Source organism: Ruegeria sp. AL11, assembly GCF_056540865.1.
On the sequence record NZ_JBQFXO010000010.1, the window covers coordinates 167,478 to 191,102 of the forward strand.

Here is a 23,625-nt window from a genome sequence, read left to right on the forward strand (position 1 = left end):
GATATGTTGTTCAGAGAAGCAAAAGAAGGGCAGAAACGCGGGCTGTTCGGCAACATGTCGCCCCGCACTGCCAATATCATGCAGGGGATCGGCCTCGGGCTTTCACAGCTTGACGCTGGCCGGACGCCAAACCTGTCGCCGGTTTACGAACGAATGCAAGAGCAGGACAGGCAAAAGCGAATGCAGGAGGCTATTGGTCCAGCGTTGGAACGCATGGATCCGGGCATGCGTCAAATACTCGCCGCAATGCCCGCCTCTATTGCTGCACCGTTCATCATGAAGACAATGATGCCGCAGGAGCCAAAGCAACGGCGCATCATCAAAGGCGCTGACGGCTTCAACTACTTCGAGGATGGCACGCGGGTGTTGCCGAACGTCGCGGCCCCACCAAAAGCCCCTGAAGGCTGGGAGCAGCTTACCCCGGAAGATGTCACCGCCTTGGGCCTGGATGCAAGCAAGGCATGGCAACGCGGGCTGAGTGGTGCAAACACAGGTAAAATCACCCAAGTGGGCGGTGGAGGAACTCATGTAAACGTCACAACTGGCGGGAGCGAACCTGACCCATACCTTTACGGTAAGGATGCAGGCCTGCCTCAAGGCTGGCGATATGACCGACAGGCCGGACGTGCGGAGCCTATCCCAGGCGGACCCGCCGCAGTTGAGGCGCAGAACCTAGAGGACAAAGAGACCAACAAGTACAGCAGTGTTAAGTTGAAACTAGGCACAACCCTCAATTCCATTGCTCTCAACTTGGATGAAATCGAGGATGGTGACTTTCTGCCTGTAACCGGGGCTGTTGGTGACTTCCGGCGTACAGGAATCGGTCAGCTTCTTACAGGTTCCGACGCGGTAGACTTTGGCAACCGAACCAACCAAATCACTGACTCAGCAGCGCTTGCCGAGATTCAAAACATGCGGGACAACAGCCCAACGGGGGGCGCAGTTGGTCAGTTGACGGACGGCGAGCGTGTCGCAATCGGGAATGCGGTGACGGCTTTGAACAGCTCCACCAGCGCTGAAGAATACACACGCGCCGCCAAGGCCTATCGCCAGCTTGCTCTGGATCTCGCCTACGGTGAGGGAAGTTGGCAAATGCTGGAGGATGGCTCCGTAGAGGCAACTGCAGGCGCAACACAATCGAGCGCCGGCGGGCCGAAAGTCGGAACAATCGAAGACGGCTACCGTTTCCTCGGTGGTGATCCGCAAAACCCGGAAAGCTGGGAGCGAGTAAACTGATGGCTGGTCCCTGGGAAAAGTACAAAAAAGTTCCGAGCAAACCGGAAGGTAGGCCTTGGGAAAAATATGCCGACAAGGCCAGCGCAGAACCTCTAGGCGATGGCTCAACCGTCGCCCCCTACGAGCAGTCATTGTTTGAACGGGCAATGACAGGCTTACGCCAAAGCGGGATTGTTCCCCGTGCCAATATTCGGGACTTCGAGGCCATCGGGGCTGGCGCGCGCGCAGCAGCAGATACGGCCTTGTTCGGGTTTGGCGATGAAGCACAGGCACTGGTCAAAACCGCCGGTCCAGCGGTCTATGGGTTGCCGCATGGGTTGTTCGGACATGAACCGGAGAGCTTCAGCGAAAACCTTGCCGAGGAGCAAGCGCGTTCAAAGTCAGCAAGAGTTAAAAACCCAACCGCTTCGACTATTGGCGATGTGGCAGGGCTTGCAACCGGCGTAGCAGGGATCGGCAAAGCTGGGCTGAGCTTGGCCGCTAGAGCATCTACTCCGGGTAAATTGGTTGCAGGATCTATGGCTGACGGCGGGCTATACGGTGGTTTGGCGGGCTTTGGTCATACCGATGGCGGCCTTGATGAGCGCGGAAAGGGCGCAGCGGCTAGTGCTGGGATCGGCGCAGTCACAGGTGGTGTAGCCTCCGGCATTCTTTCGAACGTTCCCGCAGTGCACGGTTATCTAGCCCGCAGGTTTGGAGCGCCAGCGTCCCAGGCGGCAGCACGGGTGAAGCAGGCACTAACGCCAGAAGTAGCGGCCAAGCTGGACGACCTAGGCCCTGACGGCATGGTTATTGACGCTCTTGGCGAACGTGGGCGCGCTCTAGGGCGCGCTGCTGCCAATTCCAGCCCAGAGGCCCGCGAAATGCTTGAAACAGCCTCACACGCCCGTATGGCGGGTCAGAGCGACCGTTTGACTGATAGCCTTTTGACAGCCTCCCGCATGGATGTACCGCAATCAGTTGATGATTTGGTGTCCGGCATTCACAAGCAAACCCGCCCCGGTATCAACGCAGCCTATGAAGAGGCCCGTTCGCTAGGCCATGACATCGACATGAGTGCCTTTGATGACCTGTTTCAGACGGATATGGGGCGCAAGGCTCTGAAGCGAGGCGAACGCCTAGCCAGAGACCGCTTGGCGGCAGAGGGTGTAAAGGGTGAGCCGTCAGTACTGGCTATTCTGGATGAGACTAAAAAAGCACTGGATGACATGGCACGCCCTGCTCTGGGTCAGGGTCCGAACAATGAGCAGGCAATCGCTGGAATGCTGTCCAGGCAGGTTCGTCAACGCATCGATGACCTGATGCCCGAATATGGCGGCGCCCGCGAACTGGCGGCAAGCGCACACACCCGTGTGAATGCGGTAAACACCGGCGCAGAGGGCGCAAAGCCCCGCGTCTCGGCAGACTATGCGCGCCGCGCTGAAAAGGTGGCGATGGCTCACCCCAACGAAGTTGCGCAGGGCTATGCGTCTGGCAAGATTGACCAGATTCAAAACCGCAGGGAAACGCCGGGTGTTGTTGATACGCTGTTTGGGCCGCGCCGTCAGCGGGACGCCATGCAGGCCGCTCTGGGGTCAGAGGGGGCAGCAACGGTTCAAAAGCAGATTGCTAACGAACGCATCTTTGCAGGCACGCACCGGGCGCTTACAGGAAATTCCACCACGGCGCGCCAGCTCATCGAGCACGGCTTATTGAGCGGCGCAGGTGGCGGCACAGGCTTTGCGGTGACAGGAGACCTGCAGGGTGCTGGTATCGGCGCTGGCGCTGTGCTGGCTGCGCGTCATGGGGGCAGTGCCCTGCTCAGAAAGGCTACAGCGGGCAGAGAGGCGCGTGTAGCCCCGGTTGTAGCTGAAATGCTGACTGGTGGGATTCTGCCGGTTCAGATCAAGAATACGGCGCAATCAGTGACTAGTCCCCTAAAGGGCATTCTTACCCGCGCGCTGATGCTCAACGTAATCACTACAAAGCCCGACGCAAACTAATGGATCATTGGTTGAATATCTGTGGCCCGCGCAGTCAATGATGAGGCGTCAGTAGAGGGCCGTGTACAGTATCCAAGCCCCGTACAATGCGGGGCCTACCGCTATTGTTAAAGCGGCAATGCTTAGAGCGCCCCAGCCCAACCAAGAAAGCTGCCTGTCTGTGTCATTCGCCACCGTCAATAGCGCCCAGCAAAACGCCCCAAATACCGAAGCGGACGCGGCAATCACGCAGTAGAGTTGGAATATAGTAAGGTCCGCTACAGTCATAACCATTACATGGGCTCCGCCACGCCACGTGTAAAGTCCGCTGGCTTAGTTGGCCCCGGATTGCGCAATGATATCAACGCCTGTTCCTATATTGGGTACACTCATGACTGACCGCGAAAGAGCGCTACAATTGGAACCAAAAATATGACTCATCCTCCCGATTTTGGCTCACCAAAAACCGAAACACCTTCGAAGGCGCAGCGCCAGACCAGTGTGGAGCACAATGCAATCGCATTTTGAGGAATTTATCCTGCAATCACATCATTTCGAGCGAGGCTAGTTGCTCAAAATGAATGGCCGTCAAACAAAGTTTAATTCGTCGATGTCAAGCCGTAGGAATTCGACCGCTCCTATCGTCAAATCAAGCTCTCCTTCAACTCCAATTTCTACCCTATCAAAGGTCATATTGCCCTCTAGGTCGTAGTTGACTGACCCGCCTTCGACATCCAGAAGAGCAGCATCAATTTCCACGCCGTCGTCAAAGAAGGTCAGAGACACTTGACCGGTACCAAGCACCTCTATGAACTCGAACTCCAATTCGAGTGCGTCACCCAGTGAGTTCCCGTCTTCGAGGTGAAACGAGAGGGTTTCTCGATCATCCAGTGTCTTTCGATCCTTCCCGAAAAGATGGTCTCCAAAGATGGAACGAACGCCTATTCCATTGCCCGCAGTTGTGACGAAGTCAGGACTCCAGCGGTGGCCGTCATCTGCTGTTATTTTGAGGTTGGCAGCGTCAATTTCCACTTCTTTTTCTAGGCGACGCAACCGTTCAACCCCGACCACTGCACCGTCTATAATTGATACTGCTTTGTCCCGGCCCTTGGCCTCTATGAATTCGATGCGCGAGTTTATTGTAGGTGGCTCTTCAACCGTGATGGACACAGTCGTTGGCGTTTCCGCGTTCGAAGTTCCATCATTGGCGAAATAGGTAAAGCTGTCGGTGCCCGAGAACCCCGCATCGGGCGTGTAAGTAAAGGAGCCGTCTGTATTGAGCGTCAAACCACCATTCGCTGGCCCACTTTCGAGTATTGCGCTTAGAGTATCCCCTTCGACGTCACTATCGTTGTGGAGCACACCCATTGCTCCGACAGACAGCACCGTTTGGTAGGCCGTCGCATATGTATCGTCCACGCCTATCGGTAAGTCGTTTACAGATTCCACTGTGATGTCGACAGTTGCCTCTTCAACCCTTTCACCGTCGGTTAATAGGTAGGTGAAGCTGTCGGCGCCGCTAAAGTTGGCGTTCGGAATATAGGCGAAAGTACCATTTTCGGTTAACACCAGCGTACCGTTCGTGACATCAGAGAGGAGAGAAGTGGTGAACACGTCACCTTCAACACCGGTGTCGTTCAGCAAAACATCTCCTTCTAACACCATGTCCTCATTCGTGACGAAGCTATCGTCGTTGGCACTGAACTCAGTGGGGAACTCCACGGTGATTTTTGTGTTTTCACCTTCAGCCTCAACGTTGAAAACCGCACCCGTAAAGTCACCCTCAAGCGTGATAGTGCCATCAACATCACCATCGCCATCCTCGTCGATATCGAGGATGGCGGATCCGAACGTAACGGTAAGCCATTCCTGAAGGAGGTTAACCTGTTCAATTATCAATTCAATTTGGTCAGTGAACCCAGTTACAACGTCATTTGTTAGTTCCAGCAAAGTGCCAGATATTGAACCCGGTCCTTCCGCCAGATTGAACTCTTCAAGAGCTTCCGATGCTTCTAGGTCGTTCTGCCCCACCGCTCCATTTACAACTCGGAAGATATCGCCCCCAACTGCGCCGTCGCGAAGAAGCTCGAAATTAGTTACGTAAATTGCGGAGTCTAAAATGCTGTCTCCAGTATCTGAGACGCCAATCTTAATTGTGTTTTGGCCCAAATTAAGCTCTGGCCGTATTGAGAGCGCACCAAAACCATCCCACTCGATGGCGTAAGTTCCCGAAGTGTTGTCAACAAAATTGAGTTCAAGATTTTCATCTATTACACTTAAAGGAGTGCTTGGATCGCCATTGAACAACGCCCTGTTTTCCCCATTCACAAAAACCGCTGCAACATCAATCACAGATGTATTGGAAAACTCAGGGTACTCGTCAGACCCAAATATGATGTCAAAGCGAATGCCATCGATTTCGGGATCATCCACGAAGATATCGAATTCCAAAACTGAGGCATCAAATGAAGAACCGGCTCCAGGAAACGCTGCGGCAGCAACGCCACTCAGGTCATCATCGCCGGGTGTCCCGTGGTTAACCGTAAAGCCTGTGCTTGTGTTGGACGATCCAGGATATCCACCGGATGAAAGCAGGATACCTCCCTCCAAATCGATGCCGACACCGGGGATTTCAAAGTCACTTACTAAAAATGCTGCATCCTCGCTTCCTGTGTACCTCACGTTTGAAATCGCACTGCCGAGAACTGACTCCAAGTACAATTCTGCAACATCGGTTCCATCGGAAACTCCAAAGTCGGAGGCCGCATCCGCAAAAGAAATTGTGCTGGAAACACCGTCTTCCGGGAACAAGGAGTTTGAGACGCCATCATCCCTTTCATTTATCGGAGTTGCCAAATACGAAACGTCCCGAACCAAATTGTCGTCGAAATCGGACAACGCTAGACTTACAAATTGGTCATTTGGCATACCGACAGAGATTTGAAGCATCGCTGCTAAATCTGCATTTGACACGAAGCCTTGAGCTGAGGTGTCCACTGGTGAGAGAGCGCCCGCTTCACCGTTGAGAAAGGTTGTACCCAAATAGTTTTCTTCGTTGTCGACTGCTGAAGCGATGAAACCATCGCCAAGAGGGCGAACAGTTGAGCCAAATTGTATGTGAAGGTGTGCAGCATTTCCATCGGGATCACTGCTGTACATCGCCCCTGTGAAACCTGTTTCGCCCAAAATGTCACTGGTAGATACGTTGTCGCCGACAGACAACGAGCCCATACTGTTTTGTGATAAATGGGCATAGGTCACATAGACTTCCTGCGGCTCAGAGTCTCCGACCTCCAATAGGTGACGAACGGTGACGTAGTTGCCGAGTAAACCTGGTCCCATGCTGAGCTCTGCACCTGGTAAAGGGTCAAAGCTATCGTCAATCGTGCTACCGTTGCTTCCTGGCGGCGGAACGAAATTGGTGGCGCCATTATGAACACTGATAACCGTACCATCGGCTACTGGGTAGACTTCAGAACCGATACTCAATCCGAAATCTAGTGAGTACTGAAGTCTGCCATTGTGAGAAAATGAACCTCCAACACCTTGTGTAATCGTAACTGGATCATTGCCGGAGAAAGGAAGAAAAAACACTGAAAACGGCCTTGTAGGCATACACTAGTCCCCCAAAAAAATGGGCTCCAGTCCACTATAGCGAGACATATTGAGTCAAGAAATATTTAGGACACCGAACTAAACGTAGAAGAATCCATCGCGCCGTTCATCGTTTCGTCAGAACTCGAAAACATCCCGAAAATGTAGCGGCGTCAGAGACTTGAGGGCGTCCATAAATTCACACAAAGGCCTGGCGAAATCGTCGGTTGGGCTTTTAGCTTCATTTATCCGAGCTATGCATTGGCTCTAGTTTTGGATGTTTGTGGGCCTAAAAAGAAAATGGGGCGCGCCCAACCACAAGCGCGCCCAGTCTAACAGGGAGGAGAAAAACTCGCGTTCTCAAATACACCAACGCTAGTTAATCAATGAAGTCAGATTGGCCGATTCTGTTGGGATAGTCTGTGACTCAGATTACATATCGAGTGGTTTCAGTCTCCGTTAGTCACACCTGCAATACAAACCTCGTTTGTGCCCTCCTGTCCCGCATTGGCCGGACCAACCGGTATTACTACAAGTGCAGCCTTGGCCCTGTTGTCGACAACCATCATGGTACTGCGAGAACTCGGGTCGAGCAGGGGAGTTTCCACACACAACTTCCCCTGAAATATCGCAGAATTGTCCATTTTGTTGGCACGTGTAGTCGCTCTTTGAACCGCCCTTCTTAGTGCCGCGATTTCCACACCAAGCTTTTGCATCGACTACGGCATTTCTTTGCATCCTGTCGCAATCAGACGAGCATTGCCGTGGTTCCGAATACTTGTACCTTTTTGCAGTATCTGCTTGTGCCGAGGCCATGGCCAATTGAAAAAACATTACCAAGAAAGAAAGCGAAAAGATGCGGACCATTATTATTGCTCCGTTTTGTGAAAAATGATTGGTGCCAGTCAAAGAAAAACGATGTCTAGGCTGTATTGCTAATTGGAGAGCACCATTCCGGGCTATTCGCAGTACTTTTCTACTATGTCACTGAGCGATGTTCCGGAGCTAAACGTCTCGCGAAGCTCGCCATTCTGATAGACAGCGTGAGTGCCGTCGTCTTCTGTAACAAAAACAAACCCACACCTTGAAATTGACGAGCGTGCGTCGACTTGTGTGGCGAGTAACGAAATAAGGAAAAGGGAAACTAGTGCAGGAGTCTTCATCTTCATTCCTAACGTTGTGATTCAATTTTGTGGAATTACATGCACAACAGTTCCCTAGCAAACTGAGTTCGACAATATATCGATAGCGATAGGTAGTATGGTTAAAGTGTGATTAAGCCCCGTGCCAAGGCTAGAGCCACTGCTTGGGCACGAGTTGTGGCGTTCATTTTTCTTCGTGCCGAAGCTGAATGCATTCTGACCGTAACATCGGTAATTCCTAAGCGATAAGCGATTTCAGCATTCTGGTGTCCTTGCGCGACATGCTGTAAAATTTGGCGCTCTCGCTTTGTGATGAACTCGTACAGTAGCGGAACCTTTCCAGTCGGCTCCTTTGGAGTTGGCGGCGCTACGAACAGCGCGAAAAGATTTGCAATAACAGATATTTCTTCTGAACGCGCAACCATCCAAGTCGCTTTTTCTTCATTGCAAGCGAAGACAACCAGCATCTCATCTTGGCCTTCTGCTTTACGAATACGAAAAGTAACAAAGTCGGACTGTCCGTATCGAAGCAAGTGTTCGTGACAAGCCAGTTCTTTGGTTGAAAGCCGACCACTGGCGATGTTCTCCTTGAGTGAAACATGATCAATGTCCTTAAGCTTGTTTTGTGCACGCGCCACTAGCACCGGATCAACGCTCATGAAGTCGTTCTCTACATAGCGCGCTAAGCCACCCTTTTCATGGGTTGAGATACGTATCCAAACTGGCTCCAAAGCCCTGCCTTTGAACATCGCTGCATTTAGTGCGTCCGCACCCATTTCACGCGCGATATCCAGAGACGTTTCCCAGCACGTGCCAGTATTCGCCGCTTCTCTCAGGCGCGAAAGTGTTTGCAGGTAAAGCTCAGCGTAGTTTTCCATGAAAACGGTTAGAAAAATGTAAAAAACAGTTTTGAATTCTTCTCTAACTTACTGAACTCAGTTCCTTCGGTCCATCATCTTACATTCTAATCGTTTTGGTCAGAAACCATCACTCATCTCAAACGCAACGCTACCCCGACCCCGTTGGCCATATCACCTTCGTCAACGAATTGGATACCTTGGGCTTCTAGGGCTTTTTGGATTGCCAATATGGCTTTCTCCGCAGGGAACGGAGATCCTGAACCTTCTGCGCGCTTCACCGTCATGGATGATACACCAGCCACTTCCGCAAGGGTCGCTTGAGAAATGTCTAGTAATCCCCGCGCAGCTCGAATTTTGCCGGAAATGTATTTTTGCTCTTGTTCCAATTTAGAACATTACCTATGTTACTTTTTAGAACATTATCACAATCGGAGGAAACAGCAATGACTGAACAACGCGTTTGCGCGAACGATAGCGCTCAACCTGAATTCTTCGTAGCTGACTATGAAGACTTGGCTACATGCGAGCAGCGAGTCCAAGCATTCTGCAATTGGTTCGAACTACCCGACCCAGGGCTACGCTACGATGAGGATGGCGACATCTTGATTGATGACGTGTTTCTTCGCTGGTGCAAAGAAGAGGCTATTTCCATCGACTGGCTGGCATGTGGCGACCCAAAAGGCATGGCTGTTGCGTTCCGGAAATCGTGGAGAAACGAGCAGCAAATCGCCGAGAATCTGGAACTGCTCGACGACCAAGAACTTCGAGCAATCGAGATTGGTATGAAGGCCTACATCAGTGGCTTGGCTCCACTGGAGCAGACAGTCGAGGCGGCAAAACAGGCTTTGAAGGAAGTCAAAGAAGAAGCGGCGTAAACTAGCAAATTTACTGGGCGCGGCTTTCTCTGCGCCCGTTTTCTTTTGTGAGATTGGATATGAGTTTCTACAGCGTCAATCGGCATTGGTCGGATCAGTTCTTGCCAGAGATAAAGAGCATCATCGGCACCCACATCCTCCAAGCCGCACCAGATCCGTTAGACCACTTTCAAGCCACAGACCTGCTGATGCTGGATGCCAAAGACATGCGTATTGCAGCCAGGGTGAGACGCCACGGGTTCGCCGACAGATACCCGCATCAATTCACCATCAGGGCAAAGCTGCCCACAGGTGCAGAAACGGAGCTATCCAAGATTGTGAACGGCCATGGAGACTGGATGTTCTACGGCCATGCGGGGCCAGATGGGCAAACTATCCGTAGCTGGTGGTTGATAGATTTGAGGGCCTTTAGAGCGGCGCTAATACGGCATAGGACAGCAGGGGCGTTTTTGCACATGGGTGACAAGCGCAACCCGGATGGCACCTGTTTCAAGTGGTTCGACATCCGGTCGTTTCCGAAGGAACCGCCGTTGGTGGTGGCTAGGGGTTAAGCTAATTTAAAAGTTCACGTGAACCCAGACCATATATTGTGATGCCTCCTTGGGCTTCCGCTATGGCCTAAGCTTTTGAGGCACAAAAAGTGTCAGATTTAGAGTCACAACGCACTTTGATGCTTGCATTAGGGACACAAACGATGTTGTGTCTCCAAAAGAAGAAAAAATCACCCTCAAGCGCCGTAGAGGCCCACGCTATAGATGCAACAGCCTTTGAGACTCTAAAACACGGCTCACAGAGACACAAACAGGTTGAAACGATGGCAATCGCAATCGGAAAATACGACTTCTCAAATGCCGTTGAATATCACTACGGGCAATTTCCTCCGCAATCCCTCGATTATGCAAAATTGATCGGACCAGCAACTCAGGCCACAGATGCATTGGCTCGGTACGACCAAATGCTAAAGTCACTGCACAACAGCGAAATACTACTGGCACCGCTTAGGAGCCAAGAAGCCCTCGTTTCTTCGCGCATGGAGGGAACAATATCTACTTTGGACGAAGTGTTGCGATATGAAGCAGACCACGAAGATGCCACACAACCAGCGAAAGGTGAAACAAGGCAAGAAGCGTTTGAAGTTGCACTGTTTGGTGTAGCTATTAAGTCCGCTCAAAATGCAATGACCAGTGGACATCCACTATCGGAAGCTCTCATCAAGCAAGCGCATAGAACGCTGCTGAGTTTTGGACGTGGAGCAGCAAAATCGCCCGGAAAATATAAGACAGAGCAAAACTACATAGGAGACGACCGAAGGCGTGAAGTAAACTTTATACCGATTTCTCCAGAACAATTGGGGCCGTCCATGGAGAAGCTAATAGAGGTATTGAACGGCGACCAATACCTACCACTGATAACATCGGCATTGACTCATATTGAGTTTGAGGCGCTGCACCCGTTCAACGACGGAAATGGTAGAATAGGACGTCTTTTAATCACGTTGGGCCTTTGGGAGAAAGGCCTGATAAGCCAGCCACATTTCTATGTAAGTAGTTACTTTGAAGAAGCGAAGGAACAGTACATCGAAAGAATGCGTCAGGTCTCCCTGTCTGGAGACTGGACAGGGTGGTGTGAGTTTTTTCTTGAAGCCATCGCGCAGCAAGCAAGCCGGAATCTCGGCACCGCCAATGAAATAAATCTGCTCTACGAAGATATGAAAGAGGTTTTCCGAGAAGCACTTGCATCTCAGTGGACTACCGTTGCTCAAGATTTCATCTTCAGCCAACCGATTTTTCGCAACAATCGGTTCACTAGGCAGAGTGGAATACCAAAGCAAACAGCAGCCAAGTTTACGAAGACCCTCTCTGACCAAGGTTTGTTGAGGGAACTTGTACCGGCAAGCGGGCGTAGAGCTGCGTTGTACTCTTTCGAGCCGCTAATGGAGATTGTTCGGGCCTAAAGCTACTGGATTCGATGAGAACTGGGTTTTCTGCAAATCCAGCAAAAATGTCCCCCGCATGCCCCCAAAACAACAAGAACGGCTACTCTGGCAAAGCTCCGAAATGTGTTTGGCCTACTAGGATATTGATTATAATATAAAAAAGTGGTGAGATGTGCAAGATTCGAACCTGCGATTCACTGACTAAAAGTTAGTTGCTCTACCAACTGAACTATACCCCTTGGCTGAGCCTCAGATATGCCGCCGATCCTGAAACGAGCCGGTTGTTTCACTGAAAGCAGTTTTTATCCATTGCAGGCGCAACCTGGTCCTTTGCGGCAGGTATAGCTCCGATTTATGCAGCTATTCCCACACGCCTTTCCTTTCCGGCAAACCTTACAACAGGCTGCGTTTAGTCTGTTCGGTTCACTGAGGGCTTTGGCTCGATCCCAAAAGGTTTGAGTAGGCGCGCGTGTGTCAGCGTTTTGAGACTGCGCAATGGAAGGCAAAAGAGAAACCGCTAGAAAGCTAGCCAATACAATACGCTTCAATGCAAAACTCCGTTTAAAACACGCTATCCTTCGCATGCCTGAGCGGAACTTGGAAAATGTATTCCGAATTTATCTTTTGGACGCTCTATTCGTAGAGTTTGGAGCGGACAGGTGGATGGTTCAAAAAGGCTTTTGTTTGGATTTCTATTGAAAAGAAACGGGCCTCTTACCGTTGGCGTCTCCGAGGCCAAGCAAGCCAATCGGTACGGGCAAGATTGACAGAGTTGCCTGTCGCGGAGAACCCATACCGGTCAGTTTGAAATCGCTTCGTTTTTTGATCGAGCATAAATTCATCCAGTTCTCCCCCAGGCACGTAACTCGTCTACCCCAAACTGTTCCCCGCGCTCACCTTTCCATCCCTCGGTAGCGCGGGACTTTTTGGTTTCTGCCATCATTTCGACCATTTGGCCCAAATTCGTCTGCAAATCACATGCCGGGTTGAAAGTTTGTTCCCATCTACTTTTCGAGTGCTGTGGAAAGGAGATATCGATGAAACGTTTTGCACCAATTGCATTTGTCGCTGCTGTAGCTGCACCTGTTTTACCAACGACTGCCCAGGCTTGGGTTTTGGAGAACGTAGTGGCGCCCGAAAATATGCGAGGCGTTGAGGTCGTTGTCCAAGACGAAGCTGTCGGTGGCTGCTGGACCAATATCGGTGAGGCAAAAACCTATGCGCAAGACAAGCTGAGAGAGCTTGGCTACTCCATCTATGTTGAAGATGACAGTTCTGAAGTTGGAAAGCAGATGGACTTTGACATCCTGGTCCACAGTGGGCGTGGTTCGGACGGCACTTGTTATGGGGGTATCTGGATAAGGTTGCTCGCACCAGCGGAGCTTACTTATTCGGAGGGTAGTGCTTTTGCTATCTTGGGTGAGGTTGGCTATACATTCGTTAAGCGCGAGAATGCCAATGTGCTCGTGCTGGAACTGATCAAAGTATTGATAGATGAAATGACACCTGAGGCTTAGACAGCTTCAGTTTCGACCCATCTGGTGTTTGATCTCTGGCTCTCTAGGCAGCGGATGCTTTGGTGGCTGGATCCCGTGCTGGTTTAGCCACTCAAAGATCACACCCCAATCATCCTGTAGTGATGGGGCGCTGCGATACTCGCGGATACTCTCCAATTTGCATTTGAGGTCCAACGGAATTGTTCTGGGCCATTTGTTCATAACCTAATGTTCTACCCTTGTTCTCATTCGATTCAAGGCAAGAATTTGGAGCTTTGTCCCCCATATGTCCCCTAGCACGGCAACGCAGCACGAATTGGCTCAAACACATCTGGACAACGCCAGTCTGAACCTACTGTTTTAAAAAGAAAAAAAGTGGTGAGCCGTGCAGGATTCGAACCTGCGACCCACTGATTAAAAGTCAGTTGCTCTACCAACTGAGCTAACGGCCCACTCTTTTGTCTGGATCTTTACGATCCGTGGCGCTCTTTAAGGCATTTTCCCGACCGGGTTCAAGACCTTATTTTGCACCTCGTTTCGCCAGAGTAATCAGTGTTTCCGGCGACCCGATAGGCGGCCTAATTAGGCAGGTGGTGCAGGGGGGTCAAGCCCTTTTTTCAGGAATCGACGCCACAGGGTGGATTCATCGCAGGACCAACGTTATATGCCCGCCATGCAACAGAGACTCGATACCGGTTTGCCCTTCATGAAGATGCACGGGCTGGGCAATGACTTCGTTATTGTCGACGCGCGCGCGCAGGCGACGCCGATCAGCGCTGCGTTGGCAAAGGGAATCGGACACCGCCAGTTTGGTGTGGGATTCGACCAACTGGCCGTAATCGAAAACGGAGCGGCCGACGCGCATCTCGTGTTCTACAACGCAGACGGTTCGACCTCAGCCGCTTGCGGGAACGCAACGCGTTGTATCGCCCGTTTCCTGATGGAAGAAAGCGGCAAAACAGACCTGACCCTGACGACCGAACGCGGCACTTTATACGCGCAGGATGCAGGCAACGGCCTGACCTCGGTCAATATGGGACAGCCTCAACTGGACTGGCAGGACATACCGCTGGGCGAAGAGATGGAAACGCTGGAACTCCCGATTGAGGGCACACCCTCGGCGACCGGCATGGGCAACCCCCATTGCACGTTTTTTGTGGACGACGCCGAAGCGATTCCCCTGGCCGAGTTCGGCGCGCGATACGAACACCACCCCCTTTACCCCGAACGCACTAATGTGCAGGTGGCGCAGGTGATCGGACCGGACCACATCCGTATGCGCGTCTGGGAGCGTGGCGTGGGCATCACGCTGGCCTCAGGGTCTTCGTCCTGCGCAACGGCCGTTGCTGCGGCCCGGCGCGGTCTGACGGGACGCAAGGTGCAGATCGAGCTGGACGGCGGCACTATCTGGATCGATTGGCGCGATGATGGCGTCTGGATGACCGGGCCGACCTGCTATGTTTTCTCGGGCACTCTCACCCCTGAATTTCTGAGGTCACTGGGATGAGCGCCCCGAAATTCACCACTCTGGGCTGTCGCCTGAACGCCTATGAGACTGAGGCGATGAAAGAGCTATCTCAGCAAGCGGGTCTGCAAGATGCGGTGATCGTGAACACCTGCGCCGTGACAGCCGAGGCGGTTCGCAAGGCGCGGCAAGAGATTCGCAAGCTGCGCCGCGAAAACCCCAATGCGCGCCTGATCGTGACCGGATGCGCTGCGCAGACGGAACCGCAGACCTTCTCGGCCATGGACGAGGTTGATGCCGTGATCGGCAATACCGAGAAAATGCAGCCTGACACTTGGAAAGGCATGGCGGCTGATTTCATCGGCGAGACCGAAACCGTTCAGGTCGATGACATCATGTCGGTCACCGAAACGGCAGGGCATCTTATTGACGGGTTCGGAACCCGCTCGCGCGCCTATGTGCAGGTCCAGAATGGCTGTGATCACCGTTGTACCTTCTGCATCATCCCCTATGGCCGCGGGAACTCTCGCAGTGTGCCGGCTGGAGTGGTCGTGGATCAGATCAAACGGCTGGTCGACAAAGGCTATAACGAGGTCGTCCTGACCGGTGTTGACCTGACCTCATGGGGCGCGGATCTGCCCGCTCAGCCCAAACTGGGCGATCTCGTCATGCGCATTCTGAAGCTCGTGCCCGATCTGCCGCGTCTGCGCATCAGCTCAATCGATTCGATCGAGGTGGACGAAAACCTGATGCAGGCCATCGCGACCGAGCCTCGCTTGATGCCGCATCTGCACCTGTCGCTGCAGCATGGCGACAACCTGATCCTGAAGCGGATGAAACGCCGCCACCTGCGCGATGACGCGATCCGTTTCACCGAAGAGGCCCTCAGCTTGCGCCCCGGCATGACCTTTGGTGCTGACATCATCGCTGGCTTCCCTACGGAAACCGAAGCGCATTTCGAAAACTCCCTCAAGCTGGTCACGGACTGCAACCTGACCTGGCTGCACGTCTTCCCCTACTCCAAACGCGAAGGCACGCCAGCGGCGCGAATCCCACAGCAGGTCAACGGCAAGATCATTAAGGACCGCGCCGCGCGCCTGCGCACGGCCGGAGAGGCTCAGGTCGCCAAACACCTCTCAGCTCAGATCGGTCAAACCCATCACATCCTGATGGAAAACCCGCATATGGGCCGCACCGAACAATTCACTGAGGTCAGTTTCGACACCCCCCATCCCGAAGGCCAGATCGTCACCGCCAAAATCACCGGGCAAACGACAACCCAACTGCAAGCCTGATCCGCTCTTCATCTGGCTAAAAATACCCCGTTGGGGTGAGCGGCGTAAAAGAAATCGTCCAGTGGACGATTTCAGCCGCGAACGGGCGGAGCCCCGGAATTGGCCGCAGGCCAAGAGGGGCTGGCCCATTTGCCCCATCAAAAAAAACCCCGCGACCTGAAAGGCGCGGGGGTCTCCAATTTCAAAAGCTCAAAAGCTTCACTGCTCGCGCAGCTTGCCCTTATGCGGTGCCCACAGGCGCTTGTTCACCAGATACAGCAGCACCGACAGGACGGTCAGGAAGATCACGCCGACAAAACCAGCGTTCTTGCGGTCCGTCAGCTTGGGCTCAGCGGCCCACATCAGGAAGGCTGCAACGTCTTCGGACATCGCTTCGACGGTGGCCGCGTGGCCGTCGGCGAATTCAACCTGATCTTCGGACAGCGGTGGGCCCATCGAAATCCAGCCTCCGGGGAAGGCCTTGTTTTCGTACAGGATCGTGCCAGCTTCTTCCTTCTCTTCACCAGTGTAGCCGTCCAGCAGAGAGGCGATGTATTCCGCGCCGCCCATGCCTTTGACCAGCTGGTTGATGCCAAGACCGTAGGGGCCGTGGAAACCCGCGCGCGCTTTGGCCATCAGGCTCAGGTCCGGCGCGCCAACACCGTTGTTCGCCGGGAAGTGGTCAGTCGGGATCGCCGGGCGGAAATCGTCCAATTCGGGGTCGAAAACCTCGAAATTGTCCGCCGCATAAGTGATCACCTGCTCTTCACTGTAACCCAGCGCTTCCAGATCGCGCAAAGGAACGTATTGCAGGCCGTGGCAGGCCGCGCAGACTTCGGTATAGACCTGAAGACCGCGTTGCAGCTGGTTCTGATCCCAGGTTCCAAACGGACCCTCAAACGAGAAGTCGAAATCCTCGATATGAGTGTCGTAGTCGCCTGCCGCAAAGGAAGCGGCAGGGGTAAGGGCCAGGGCAAACGCAGCGCCGATTGCAAGTTTCTTGAACATGTTTCCGGTCCCTCTTCTTACTCGGCCGGCGTGGCGTCGGCGTCAGCCTTGCCATAATGCGCGTTGAAGTCTTCTTCGATGGTCTCAGGCGGGGCCAGAGGTTTCTCGATCACGCCAAGCAGCGGCAGGATTACGAGGAAATACGCAAACCAGTACGCAGAGGCGATCAGCGAGAAGGTCGCATAGGGTTCTTCCGCGGGCATCGCACCCAGCCACATCAGAGCAAAGAAGTCGATAATCAGCAGGTAGAACCACCATTTGAACATCGGACGATACCGACCTGAACGCACAGTCGAGGTGTCCAGCCAGGGCGCCAGAGCCATGGCCAGGATCGCACCGAACATCGCCAGAACACCGAAGAATTTCGCATCAATGATGCCGCCGGTGATGAAGCTGGCGAACTGAACAACCCAGACCTCACCGGTGAAGGCACGCAGGATCGCGTAGAACGGCAGGAAGTACCATTCGGGCACGATATGTGCAGGCGTCACAAGCGGGTTAGCCTCGATATAGTTATCGGGGTGGCCCAGATAGTTCGGCATGAAGCCCACGATGGCCCAGAACACGACAAGGATGACCGCCAGAGCGAACAGATCCTTGATCACGAAATACGGCCAGAAGGGCAGCGTGTCTTTCTCAGCCTCGGCCTTTGAGCCGCGACGCACTTCAACACCCGTGGGGTTGTTGTTGCCGGTGGTGTGGAAGGCCCAGATATGCACGATAACCAGCGCCGCAATGATGAACGGCAGCAGATAGTGCAGTGAGAAGAAGCGGTTCAGCGTGGCGTTATCCACTGCGGGTCCGCCCAGCAGCCATGTCTGCAGCGCATCACCCACAAACGGGATCGCGCCAAACAGGCCGGTGATCACGGTCGCACCCCAGAAGGACATCTGACCCCAAGGCAGAACATAGCCCATGAAGGCGGTGCCCATCATCATCAGGTAGATCAGCATACCGATGATCCACGTGATCTCACGCGGGGCTTTGTATGAGCCGTAGTAGAGACCACGGAACATGTGAATGTAGACCGCGACAAAGAACAGCGATGCGCCGTTCATGTGCAGGTAGCGGATGAAGTAACCGCCATTCACATTACGCATGATGTGTTCGACGCTGGCAAAGGCCAGATCGACATGCGGCGTGTAGTGCATAACCAGCATGATGCCGGTGACGATTTGCAGCACCAGGCAGAAGGCCAGAACGATGCCCCAGATCCACATCCAGTTCAGGTTCTTGGGCGTGGGGATCATCAGGGTGTCGTACATCAGGCCGACAATGGGAAGGCGGCTGTGCAGCCACTTTTCGCCGTTTGACTTCGGCTCGTAGTGATCGTGGGGAATGCCGGACATAAGTTGGGTCTCCCTTAGCCGAGTTTAATGGTTGAAGCGTCGACCCACTCGACCGGTGGGATCGGCAGGTTCTCAGGCGCGGGGCCTTTACGGATCCGGCCTGCCAGATCGTAGTGCGAGCCGTGGCAGGGGCAGAACCAGCCGCCAAAGTCGCCTGCATCACCCAGAGGCACGCAGCCCAGGTGGGTACAAACGCCCATCTGAACGATCCACGCGCCCTCTGCCTCGCCTTCGGGCGATGGCATGACGCGGTTGGCGTCGGTCGCGGGTGCATCTGCGTTGATGTTGAAGTTCCGGGCCAGCGGGTCAGGCAGGTTACCTACCGCTTCTTCGTCCTGCTGCTGCGCTTCGGCGATTTCAGCGCCTGTGCGGTGACGGATGAAGACCGGTTTACCCAGCCACTTGACCGTCAGCTGTGTACCCGGCTCAACCCCGCTTACATCCGTACGGATCGAGGACAGAGCCTGCACATCCGCCGACGGGTTCATCTGATTGATCATAGGCCATACCGCAGCACCGGTCGCAACGACCCCTGCGCCGCCCGCGACGTAGTACAGGAAATCTCTGCGGGTGCCTTCGTGGTCTTCTACGTGGGACACGAGGTTTTCTCCGATTGTCTAGCGCCCGTGCGAACGGGCCAATAGCTGGAACCCGGCACGGATGCCGGGTCTTAGCGGAATTCTCTACCGAGCAGAATAGTATTCGTCCAGCGGTGTTGAATGCGCAATACGCCGCATCTGCGTAATTTATCATCGCGCGGGGCAGTCTTTTTGATGTTTCTCGTCCTCATGTTTCAACGAAGCGTCGAATCAGCCCCGCTTGATTCGCGCCCTGTGACCCCAATCTGACCGGGACCAGCGAACCTGGGCCGACAGCACAAGCGGGTCGCATTGGTGCGAAAACCTGAAAAATCCGACATACGAAACCGGGTTTGTTCAGCAACAAATCATATGCCTGAAATAGACGATTTTTAGCACCGCGAACGGGCCTGTTTCCTGTTGCACTTATTGCGCGAATACCTGATGCCCGGTTTCGCGCGAACGCCGATCAGGAGACCCCCCATGTCAAAGACCCACTTGGCCGCCGTTCTGTTAACGATTTCTATTTCGACCCAAGCCACCGCGGCCGGAGACCCCGCCAAAGGCGAAAAACTCTACAACCGCTGCTCGGCATGCCACGCGATCATCAAGGATGGCGAGGTTCTGGTCAAAGGCGGCATCACAGGCCCCAACCTATACGGGGTTGTGGGCCGCACCGCCGGATCCGAGAACGACTATCGCTATGGCAGCGAACGCCTACCCATCGGCATGTTCACCGACGACATGATCCGCGCCGGCGACGCAGGTCTGGTCTGGACCGAGGAAAACATCGCCGCTTACTCCGAGGACCCGATCGGGTTCATCAAAGAGTTCCTGCAGGACGATACCGCGCGCCCGAATATGAGCGTGAAGCTCAAGAAAGGTGCGGACGACATTGCCGCCTATCTGGCGACGTTCAGCCAGTAAGGTTTACGTCACCGGGCGCGTGGCGACCATGCTCGGACGCGCGTCAAACTCGGCAAACCAGGTTGCGAGGGCATCATTGCCCTTGCGCCAGCCCCGCGCGTCATGGCGCAGATCCAGATAGCCCAGCGCACAGCCCACGGCCACCTGCCCCATGTCCAGCGGGCCCGAAAGATGCGCCATCCAGCGCTGGTTCAACACGGCACAAGCGCGTTCGACCTTGACCCATTGCGAATCCACCCATTCATCCCATTGCTTGTTTTCGGGACGCAGCCGGCTTTCATATGTCATCAGCAGAGCGGCATCCAGTACGCCATCTGCCAGCGCCTCAAGCGTCAGAACATCCCAGCGCCGCGCACCTTCAGGGTAGAGCCGCCCCCCGGCGCGGTCATCCAGAAAGGCGCAGATCACACGACTGTCGAACAGGGTCGGTCCATCGGGGCGCTCCAGGGCCGGAACCTTGGTCAAAGGGGCCTTGCCGATCAAGGGCGCGGCTGGGGCCACTGGCGTACCCGCCACCGTTTCCAACTCAACATCCTCCAGCTGTTCTGTTTCATGCAACAAAACCATAACCTTACGGACATAGGGTGAAGTCAGACTGTGATAGAGTTTCATGCGCGCACTCCTTTGTTTGGGCTGACCTTACAGCAGGTTGAAGAAAACAAAAGCCGTCATTTCCCCGAGGGCTCTACAGCGCGCATCAACGCCTGCAAGGCCTGCACTTCCGAGCCGATTCCAAAATTCCCGACCTGCTCTGCCGCCCTCATACGAACGTCGTCGGGCTTGTTCTGGTTCAGCTTCCACGTGCCCTGAATATCCTCGACCCGCATCCGGCAGGGCAGAATCATCCGCGTCATCCGCTCCAGCGCGTCGTCATCCATCTTGCCGCTGTGCCAGGGCGGCTTCGGGCGTAGCCGGTCTTCGAAAAACGCCGACTGCCGGTCCAGCAGGTCCCGCATCTCCTCCGCCGGGCGCAGTTCCAGAACGCCGGTTAGGTGAACGGCGACATAGTTCCATGTCGGCACCTGATCGCTCACCTCATACCAATCGGGCGAGACATAGCTATCGGGCCCCGAAACTGCGATCCGGGCTGCCTGCGGCGCCTTCAGCAGCCGAACAATCGGATTCGACCGGACAAGATGCAACTCAACCACCAAGCCATCCTCAGACAGTAAAAACGGTACGTGGCTGATCAAAGGCGCGGCCTCAGTAGACACAGCCAAAACGCCAAAGGCGCGATCACGGGCAAAGGCGATATGTCGGCTGATCTCCTCAGCGCGGAAGGCGGGATTCGGGTGCATGAGACTCCTCCTGCCAAATCTCTTGCAGAGGAGGCCCAATCTATGCAAGGTCCGCCTCGTTCTCAGGGCGGGGCGAAATTCCCCACCGGCGGTATGCGGGCGATGACCTGTAAGCCCGCGAGCGGCCTCGCCGTGTTCACGAAGGGGTGTCAGCAGATCTGGTGAGAGGCCAGAGCCGACGGTTAAAGTCCGGATGAAAGAGAACGTGCCAGATGCGTCGGTGAAACGGCGTGTCTGCTCGTGATCGCCTTGGGTGAAGTGTCTGTTTTGCTAAGGAGATCATGATGACACACACCCGCTATGCTTTCGTCAAAGCCAACTGGCATTCCGATATCGTTGACCGCGCGCTCGAAGGGTTTCTGGAGCTCATCCCCGCCGATCAGGTTGACGTGTTCGACGTCCCCGGCGCGTTTGAAATGCCCCTGATTGCACGCGATCTGGCCCAAACCGGCCAATATGCAGCTGTCGCCTGTGCCGCCTTCGTGGTTGATGGAGGCATCTACCGGCACGATTTCGTGGCCCAGGCCGTGGTTGACGGCCTGATGCGCGCAAGCCTCGACACTGGCGTACCCGTCCTGTCGGTCTCGCTGACCCCACATCAATATCAGGAAACCGGCCACCACAACGCCATCTACCGCGACCACTTCGTGCAAAAAGGGCGCGAGGCCGCCAACGCCGCCCTCAACATCACGAAAACCCGTCAAGCGATCAACGCAACCTGATCCTTCTTCTGTTTGAAAATACCTCGGGGGAGGCGCGCTTGCGCGACGGGGGCAGAGCCCCCTCCCCCAATATCAAATGCAAATTCGCTTGAGGCCAAAGGCTCTCCCCGCTAATCACAACCCCGCAAAGGAGCCCGCCCCATGTCGATGAACAGCTTTGGACACCTCTTCCGCGTCACCACCTGGGGCGAAAGCCACGGGCCCGCCTTGGGCGCGACGGTCGACGGCTGCCCTCCGGGCGTGCAGATCGACGAGGCGATGATCCAGCACTGGCTGGACAAGCGCAAACCGGGGCAAAACAAGTTTACCACCCAGCGGCGCGAACCTGATCAGGTCAAAATCCTCTCTGGCGTGTTCGAACGCCAAACCACCGGCACGCCCGTTCAGCTGATGATCGAGAACACCGACCAGCGCTCGAAAGACTACGGTGATATCATGGAGAAGTTCCGCCCGGGACATGCCGATATCACCTACTGGCAGAAATACGGCATCCGCGACTATCGCGGCGGAGGGCGCAGCTCGGCCCGTGAAACCGCGTCACGCGTCGCGGCTGGAGGACTGGCGCGCGAAGCAATCAAACAGATCGCGCCGAATGTGCAGATCACCGGCTACATGACCCAGATCGGCCCGCACAAATTCGACCGCGCCAATTTCGACTGGTCGCAGATCGAACAGAATCCCTTCTGGACGCCTGACGCCCAAGCCGCCGAGGACTGGGCCGCCTATTTGGATGACCTGCGCAAGTCCGGCAACTCGGTCGGCGCGATCGTCGAAGTCGTCGCGCGCGGCGTCCCCGCCGGGCTTGGCGCACCGATTTACGCCAAGTTAGACACTGATCTCGCCGCCGCGATGATGTCGATCAACGCCGTCAAAGGCGTCGAGATCGGCGAAGGCATGGCCGCCGCCGAACTGACCGGTGAGGCCAACGCGGATGAGATCTTCATGGGCCAGAACGGCCCTCAGTACAGCTCGAACCATGCGGGCGGCATTCTGGGTGGCATCTCGACCGGACAGGACATTGTGGTGCGCTTTGCGGTCAAACCGACCTCGTCAATTCTGACCACGCGCAAGACGATCACCAAATCGGGTGAGGAAACCGAGATCATCACCAAAGGCCGCCACGACCCCTGTGTCGGCATCCGCGCGGTTCCGGTCGGCGAGGCGATGATGGCCTGTGTGATCCTGGACCACCTGCTGCTGCATCGTGGCCAGATTGGCGAGAACCGTGGACATATCGGCTGATCTGCGCACACGCCTGCGCGGCATCGTCGCGCAGCGTATGCAAACCGATCCGGCTCATGATCTGGCCCATCTGGACCGCGTCTGGCGGAATGCTCAGGCGATTGCGGATGATCAGGCGGACATGGCCGTGCTGCTGGCCGCCAGTTACCTGCATGATCTGATCAACCTGCCAAAGAACGACCCGAACCGCCACTTGGCCTCACGCCAATCCGCGCAGGAATCAGAGCCTATTCTGCGGGAATTGAGCTTTTCTGACGCGCTGGTCCAAGCCACCCAACACGCAATTGAGGCACACAGCTTCTCGGCCAACATCCCGCCTCGCACGCCCGAGGCTCGTATCCTGCGAGATGCGGACCGGCTCGATGCGCTGGGGGCGATCGGTATTGCGCGCACCTTTGCGGTGGCTGGTGCATTGGGCCGGGATCTTTACGACCCCGAAGATCCCTTTGCCGTGTCGCGCGATCTGGACGACCTGAGATTTTCAATCGACCATTGGAAAGTGAAACTGCTTAACCTGCCCGACGACATGTTGACCGAGGCGGGTCATGCTCTGGCACAAGAACGCAGGGCGCAGATGCTAGAATTCCTCAGGGCCTTCGCGGATGAAATCGGCCACCCCGTGCCCGCGCCATGGGAAACCCCCTGATTGGTACAATCCCGTC

At 54.9% G+C, this 23,625-nt stretch carries 20 protein-coding genes, 1 tRNA gene, 1 pseudogene and 1 riboswitch; of the genes and pseudogenes, 12 read left to right on the top strand and 10 right to left on the bottom strand.

Annotated features, from left to right (window positions below; translation table 11 throughout):
- Nucleotides 1-3: 3 nt before the first annotated feature.
- Together ACR0IP_RS17000 and ACR0IP_RS17005 are read left to right on the top strand one after the other, a co-directional pair.
- Nucleotides 4-1,236 (top strand): hypothetical protein, encoded by a 1,233-nt coding sequence (locus ACR0IP_RS17000; RefSeq protein ID WP_170379635.1) that lies wholly within the window; start codon nt 4-6, stop codon nt 1,234-1,236.
- Complete coding sequence (locus ACR0IP_RS17005) at nt 1,236-3,218, top strand: hypothetical protein (RefSeq protein WP_170379637.1); 1,983 nt, start codon at nt 1,236-1,238, stop codon at nt 3,216-3,218. Before ACR0IP_RS17000 ends, ACR0IP_RS17005 begins: the two co-directional genes overlap by 1 nt.
- Before the next feature lie 567 nt (nt 3,219-3,785).
- Here ACR0IP_RS17005 and ACR0IP_RS17010 read toward each other — a convergent pair.
- The 3 genes from ACR0IP_RS17010 to ACR0IP_RS17020 form a co-directional block, all read right to left on the bottom strand.
- The gene (locus ACR0IP_RS17010; protein ID WP_170379639.1) at nt 3,786-6,791 is read right to left on the bottom strand and encodes a tandem-95 repeat protein; all 3,006 of its coding nucleotides are present in this window, start codon (nt 6,789-6,791) and stop codon (nt 3,786-3,788) included.
- Nucleotides 6,792-8,055: 1,264 nt separating this feature from the next.
- A complete protein-coding gene (locus ACR0IP_RS17015; protein ID WP_170379641.1) occupies nt 8,056-8,811 on the bottom strand; it encodes a LuxR C-terminal-related transcriptional regulator in 756 nt (251 codons plus the stop codon).
- A gap of 113 nt (nt 8,812-8,924) precedes the next feature.
- Nucleotides 8,925-9,179 (bottom strand): transcriptional regulator, encoded by a 255-nt coding sequence (locus ACR0IP_RS17020; protein ID WP_480526868.1) that lies wholly within the window; start codon nt 9,177-9,179, stop codon nt 8,925-8,927.
- A gap of 57 nt (nt 9,180-9,236) precedes the next feature.
- Here ACR0IP_RS17020 and ACR0IP_RS17025 point away from each other — a divergent pair, with 57 nt between their 5' ends.
- The 4 genes from ACR0IP_RS17025 to ACR0IP_RS17040 all read left to right on the top strand — a co-directional run bounded on the left by ACR0IP_RS17025 (nt 9,237) and on the right by ACR0IP_RS17040 (nt 13,121).
- The gene (locus ACR0IP_RS17025; protein WP_170379643.1) at nt 9,237-9,668 is read left to right on the top strand and encodes a hypothetical protein; all 432 of its coding nucleotides are present in this window, start codon (nt 9,237-9,239) and stop codon (nt 9,666-9,668) included.
- Between the two features lie 59 nt (nt 9,669-9,727).
- Nucleotides 9,728-10,219: a hypothetical protein gene (locus tag ACR0IP_RS17030; protein WP_170379645.1), complete on the top strand. Its 492-nt coding sequence runs from the start codon at nt 9,728-9,730 to the stop codon at nt 10,217-10,219.
- An 89-nt stretch (nt 10,220-10,308) separates the two neighbouring features.
- Nucleotides 10,309-11,622: a Fic family protein gene (locus tag ACR0IP_RS17035; protein WP_480526869.1), complete on the top strand. Its 1,314-nt coding sequence runs from the start codon at nt 10,309-10,311 to the stop codon at nt 11,620-11,622.
- 1,019 nt (nt 11,623-12,641) lie between these two features.
- Nucleotides 12,642-13,121: a hypothetical protein gene (locus ACR0IP_RS17040; protein WP_170379698.1), complete on the top strand. Its 480-nt coding sequence runs from the start codon at nt 12,642-12,644 to the stop codon at nt 13,119-13,121.
- Nucleotides 13,122-13,476: 355 nt separating this feature from the next.
- Here ACR0IP_RS17040 and ACR0IP_RS17045 read toward each other — a convergent pair.
- Nucleotides 13,477-13,552: transfer RNA gene (locus ACR0IP_RS17045), tRNA-Lys, on the bottom strand.
- Between the two features lie 212 nt (nt 13,553-13,764).
- Between ACR0IP_RS17045 and dapF the strand changes: the two genes are divergently transcribed.
- Both dapF and mtaB read left to right on the top strand, forming a co-directional pair.
- Nucleotides 13,765-14,607, top strand: a complete 843-nt coding sequence (dapF, locus tag ACR0IP_RS17050; RefSeq protein ID WP_170379700.1) for a diaminopimelate epimerase — start codon at nt 13,765-13,767, stop codon at nt 14,605-14,607.
- A complete protein-coding gene (mtaB, locus tag ACR0IP_RS17055; RefSeq protein ID WP_480526871.1) occupies nt 14,604-15,860 on the top strand; it encodes a tRNA (N(6)-L-threonylcarbamoyladenosine(37)-C(2))-methylthiotransferase MtaB in 1,257 nt (418 codons plus the stop codon). The genes dapF and mtaB overlap by 4 nt, the downstream gene beginning before the upstream one ends.
- Before the next feature lie 198 nt (nt 15,861-16,058).
- Here the strand turns inward: mtaB and ACR0IP_RS17060 are convergent, their stop codons facing one another.
- The 4 genes and pseudogenes from ACR0IP_RS17060 to ACR0IP_RS17075 all read right to left on the bottom strand — a co-directional run.
- A complete protein-coding gene (locus tag ACR0IP_RS17060; protein ID WP_170644066.1) occupies nt 16,059-16,847 on the bottom strand; it encodes a cytochrome c1 in 789 nt (262 codons plus the stop codon).
- 17 nt (nt 16,848-16,864) lie between these two features.
- Nucleotides 16,865-18,196: a cytochrome b gene (gene petB, locus ACR0IP_RS17065; RefSeq protein ID WP_170379706.1), complete on the bottom strand. Its 1,332-nt coding sequence runs from the start codon at nt 18,194-18,196 to the stop codon at nt 16,865-16,867.
- A 14-nt stretch (nt 18,197-18,210) separates the two neighbouring features.
- A complete protein-coding gene (petA, locus tag ACR0IP_RS17070) occupies nt 18,211-18,795 on the bottom strand; it encodes a ubiquinol-cytochrome c reductase iron-sulfur subunit (protein ID WP_170379708.1) in 585 nt (194 codons plus the stop codon).
- A gap of 210 nt (nt 18,796-19,005) precedes the next feature.
- A pseudogene (locus tag ACR0IP_RS17075) lies at nt 19,006-19,104 on the bottom strand (hypothetical protein); the annotation flags it as partial.
- Between the two features lie 153 nt (nt 19,105-19,257).
- On the opposite strand from ACR0IP_RS17075, the gene ACR0IP_RS17080 reads away from it, so the two are divergent.
- Nucleotides 19,258-19,701, top strand: coding sequence for a cytochrome c family protein (locus tag ACR0IP_RS17080; RefSeq protein ID WP_170679603.1), 444 nt, complete (start codon nt 19,258-19,260; stop codon nt 19,699-19,701).
- Nucleotides 19,702-19,704: 3 nt separating this feature from the next.
- Here ACR0IP_RS17080 and ACR0IP_RS17085 read toward each other — a convergent pair whose 3' ends face one another.
- Together ACR0IP_RS17085 and ACR0IP_RS17090 are read right to left on the bottom strand one after the other, a co-directional pair.
- Nucleotides 19,705-20,313, bottom strand: coding sequence for a glutathione S-transferase (locus ACR0IP_RS17085; RefSeq protein ID WP_480526875.1), 609 nt, complete (start codon nt 20,311-20,313; stop codon nt 19,705-19,707).
- A gap of 56 nt (nt 20,314-20,369) precedes the next feature.
- On the bottom strand, nt 20,370-20,999 hold the full coding sequence (locus tag ACR0IP_RS17090) for an FMN-binding negative transcriptional regulator (RefSeq protein ID WP_480526877.1): 630 nt from the start codon (nt 20,997-20,999) through the stop codon (nt 20,370-20,372).
- 54 nt (nt 21,000-21,053) lie between these two features.
- A riboswitch (FMN riboswitch) is annotated at nt 21,054-21,208 on the top strand.
- 75 nt (nt 21,209-21,283) lie between these two features.
- Here ACR0IP_RS17090 and ACR0IP_RS17095 point away from each other — a divergent pair.
- From ACR0IP_RS17095 to ACR0IP_RS17105, 3 genes are all read left to right on the top strand, one after another.
- The gene (locus tag ACR0IP_RS17095; protein ID WP_170661772.1) at nt 21,284-21,721 is read left to right on the top strand and encodes a 6,7-dimethyl-8-ribityllumazine synthase; all 438 of its coding nucleotides are present in this window, start codon (nt 21,284-21,286) and stop codon (nt 21,719-21,721) included.
- 141 nt (nt 21,722-21,862) lie between these two features.
- Complete coding sequence (gene aroC, locus ACR0IP_RS17100; protein WP_170379717.1) at nt 21,863-22,963, top strand: chorismate synthase; 1,101 nt, start codon at nt 21,863-21,865, stop codon at nt 22,961-22,963.
- Nucleotides 22,947-23,609, top strand: coding sequence for an HD domain-containing protein (locus tag ACR0IP_RS17105; RefSeq protein ID WP_170379718.1), 663 nt, complete (start codon nt 22,947-22,949; stop codon nt 23,607-23,609). Before aroC ends, ACR0IP_RS17105 begins: the two co-directional genes overlap by 17 nt.
- The last annotated feature ends 16 nt before the right edge of the window (nt 23,610-23,625 follow it).

Excerpts from the sequence above, each read along its gene's own strand:
- ACR0IP_RS17060 (WP_170644066.1), bottom strand. The coding sequence starts at position 16,847 with ATGTTCAAGAAACTTGCAATCGGCGCTGCGTTTGCCCTGGCCCTTACC.
- mtaB (WP_480526871.1), top strand. The coding sequence starts at position 14,604 with ATGAGCGCCCCGAAATTCACCACTCTGGGCTGTCGCCTGAACGCCTAT.
- ACR0IP_RS17090 (WP_480526877.1), bottom strand. The coding sequence starts at position 20,999 with ATGCACCCGAATCCCGCCTTCCGCGCTGAGGAGATCAGCCGACATATC.
- ACR0IP_RS17005 (WP_170379637.1), top strand. The coding sequence starts at position 1,236 with ATGGCTGGTCCCTGGGAAAAGTACAAAAAAGTTCCGAGCAAACCGGAA.
- ACR0IP_RS17000 (WP_170379635.1), top strand. The coding sequence starts at position 4 with ATGTTGTTCAGAGAAGCAAAAGAAGGGCAGAAACGCGGGCTGTTCGGC.
- ACR0IP_RS17080 (WP_170679603.1), top strand. The coding sequence starts at position 19,258 with ATGTCAAAGACCCACTTGGCCGCCGTTCTGTTAACGATTTCTATTTCG.
- ACR0IP_RS17030 (WP_170379645.1), top strand. The coding sequence starts at position 9,728 with ATGAGTTTCTACAGCGTCAATCGGCATTGGTCGGATCAGTTCTTGCCA.
- ACR0IP_RS17040 (WP_170379698.1), top strand. The coding sequence starts at position 12,642 with ATGAAACGTTTTGCACCAATTGCATTTGTCGCTGCTGTAGCTGCACCT.
- ACR0IP_RS17095 (WP_170661772.1), top strand. The coding sequence starts at position 21,284 with ATGACACACACCCGCTATGCTTTCGTCAAAGCCAACTGGCATTCCGAT.
- aroC (WP_170379717.1), top strand. The coding sequence starts at position 21,863 with ATGTCGATGAACAGCTTTGGACACCTCTTCCGCGTCACCACCTGGGGC.
- ACR0IP_RS17025 (WP_170379643.1), top strand. The coding sequence starts at position 9,237 with ATGACTGAACAACGCGTTTGCGCGAACGATAGCGCTCAACCTGAATTC.
- dapF (WP_170379700.1), top strand. The coding sequence starts at position 13,765 with ATGCCCGCCATGCAACAGAGACTCGATACCGGTTTGCCCTTCATGAAG.
- ACR0IP_RS17085 (WP_480526875.1), bottom strand. The coding sequence starts at position 20,313 with ATGAAACTCTATCACAGTCTGACTTCACCCTATGTCCGTAAGGTTATG.
- petB (WP_170379706.1), bottom strand. The coding sequence starts at position 18,196 with ATGTCCGGCATTCCCCACGATCACTACGAGCCGAAGTCAAACGGCGAA.
- ACR0IP_RS17015 (WP_170379641.1), bottom strand. The coding sequence starts at position 8,811 with ATGGAAAACTACGCTGAGCTTTACCTGCAAACACTTTCGCGCCTGAGA.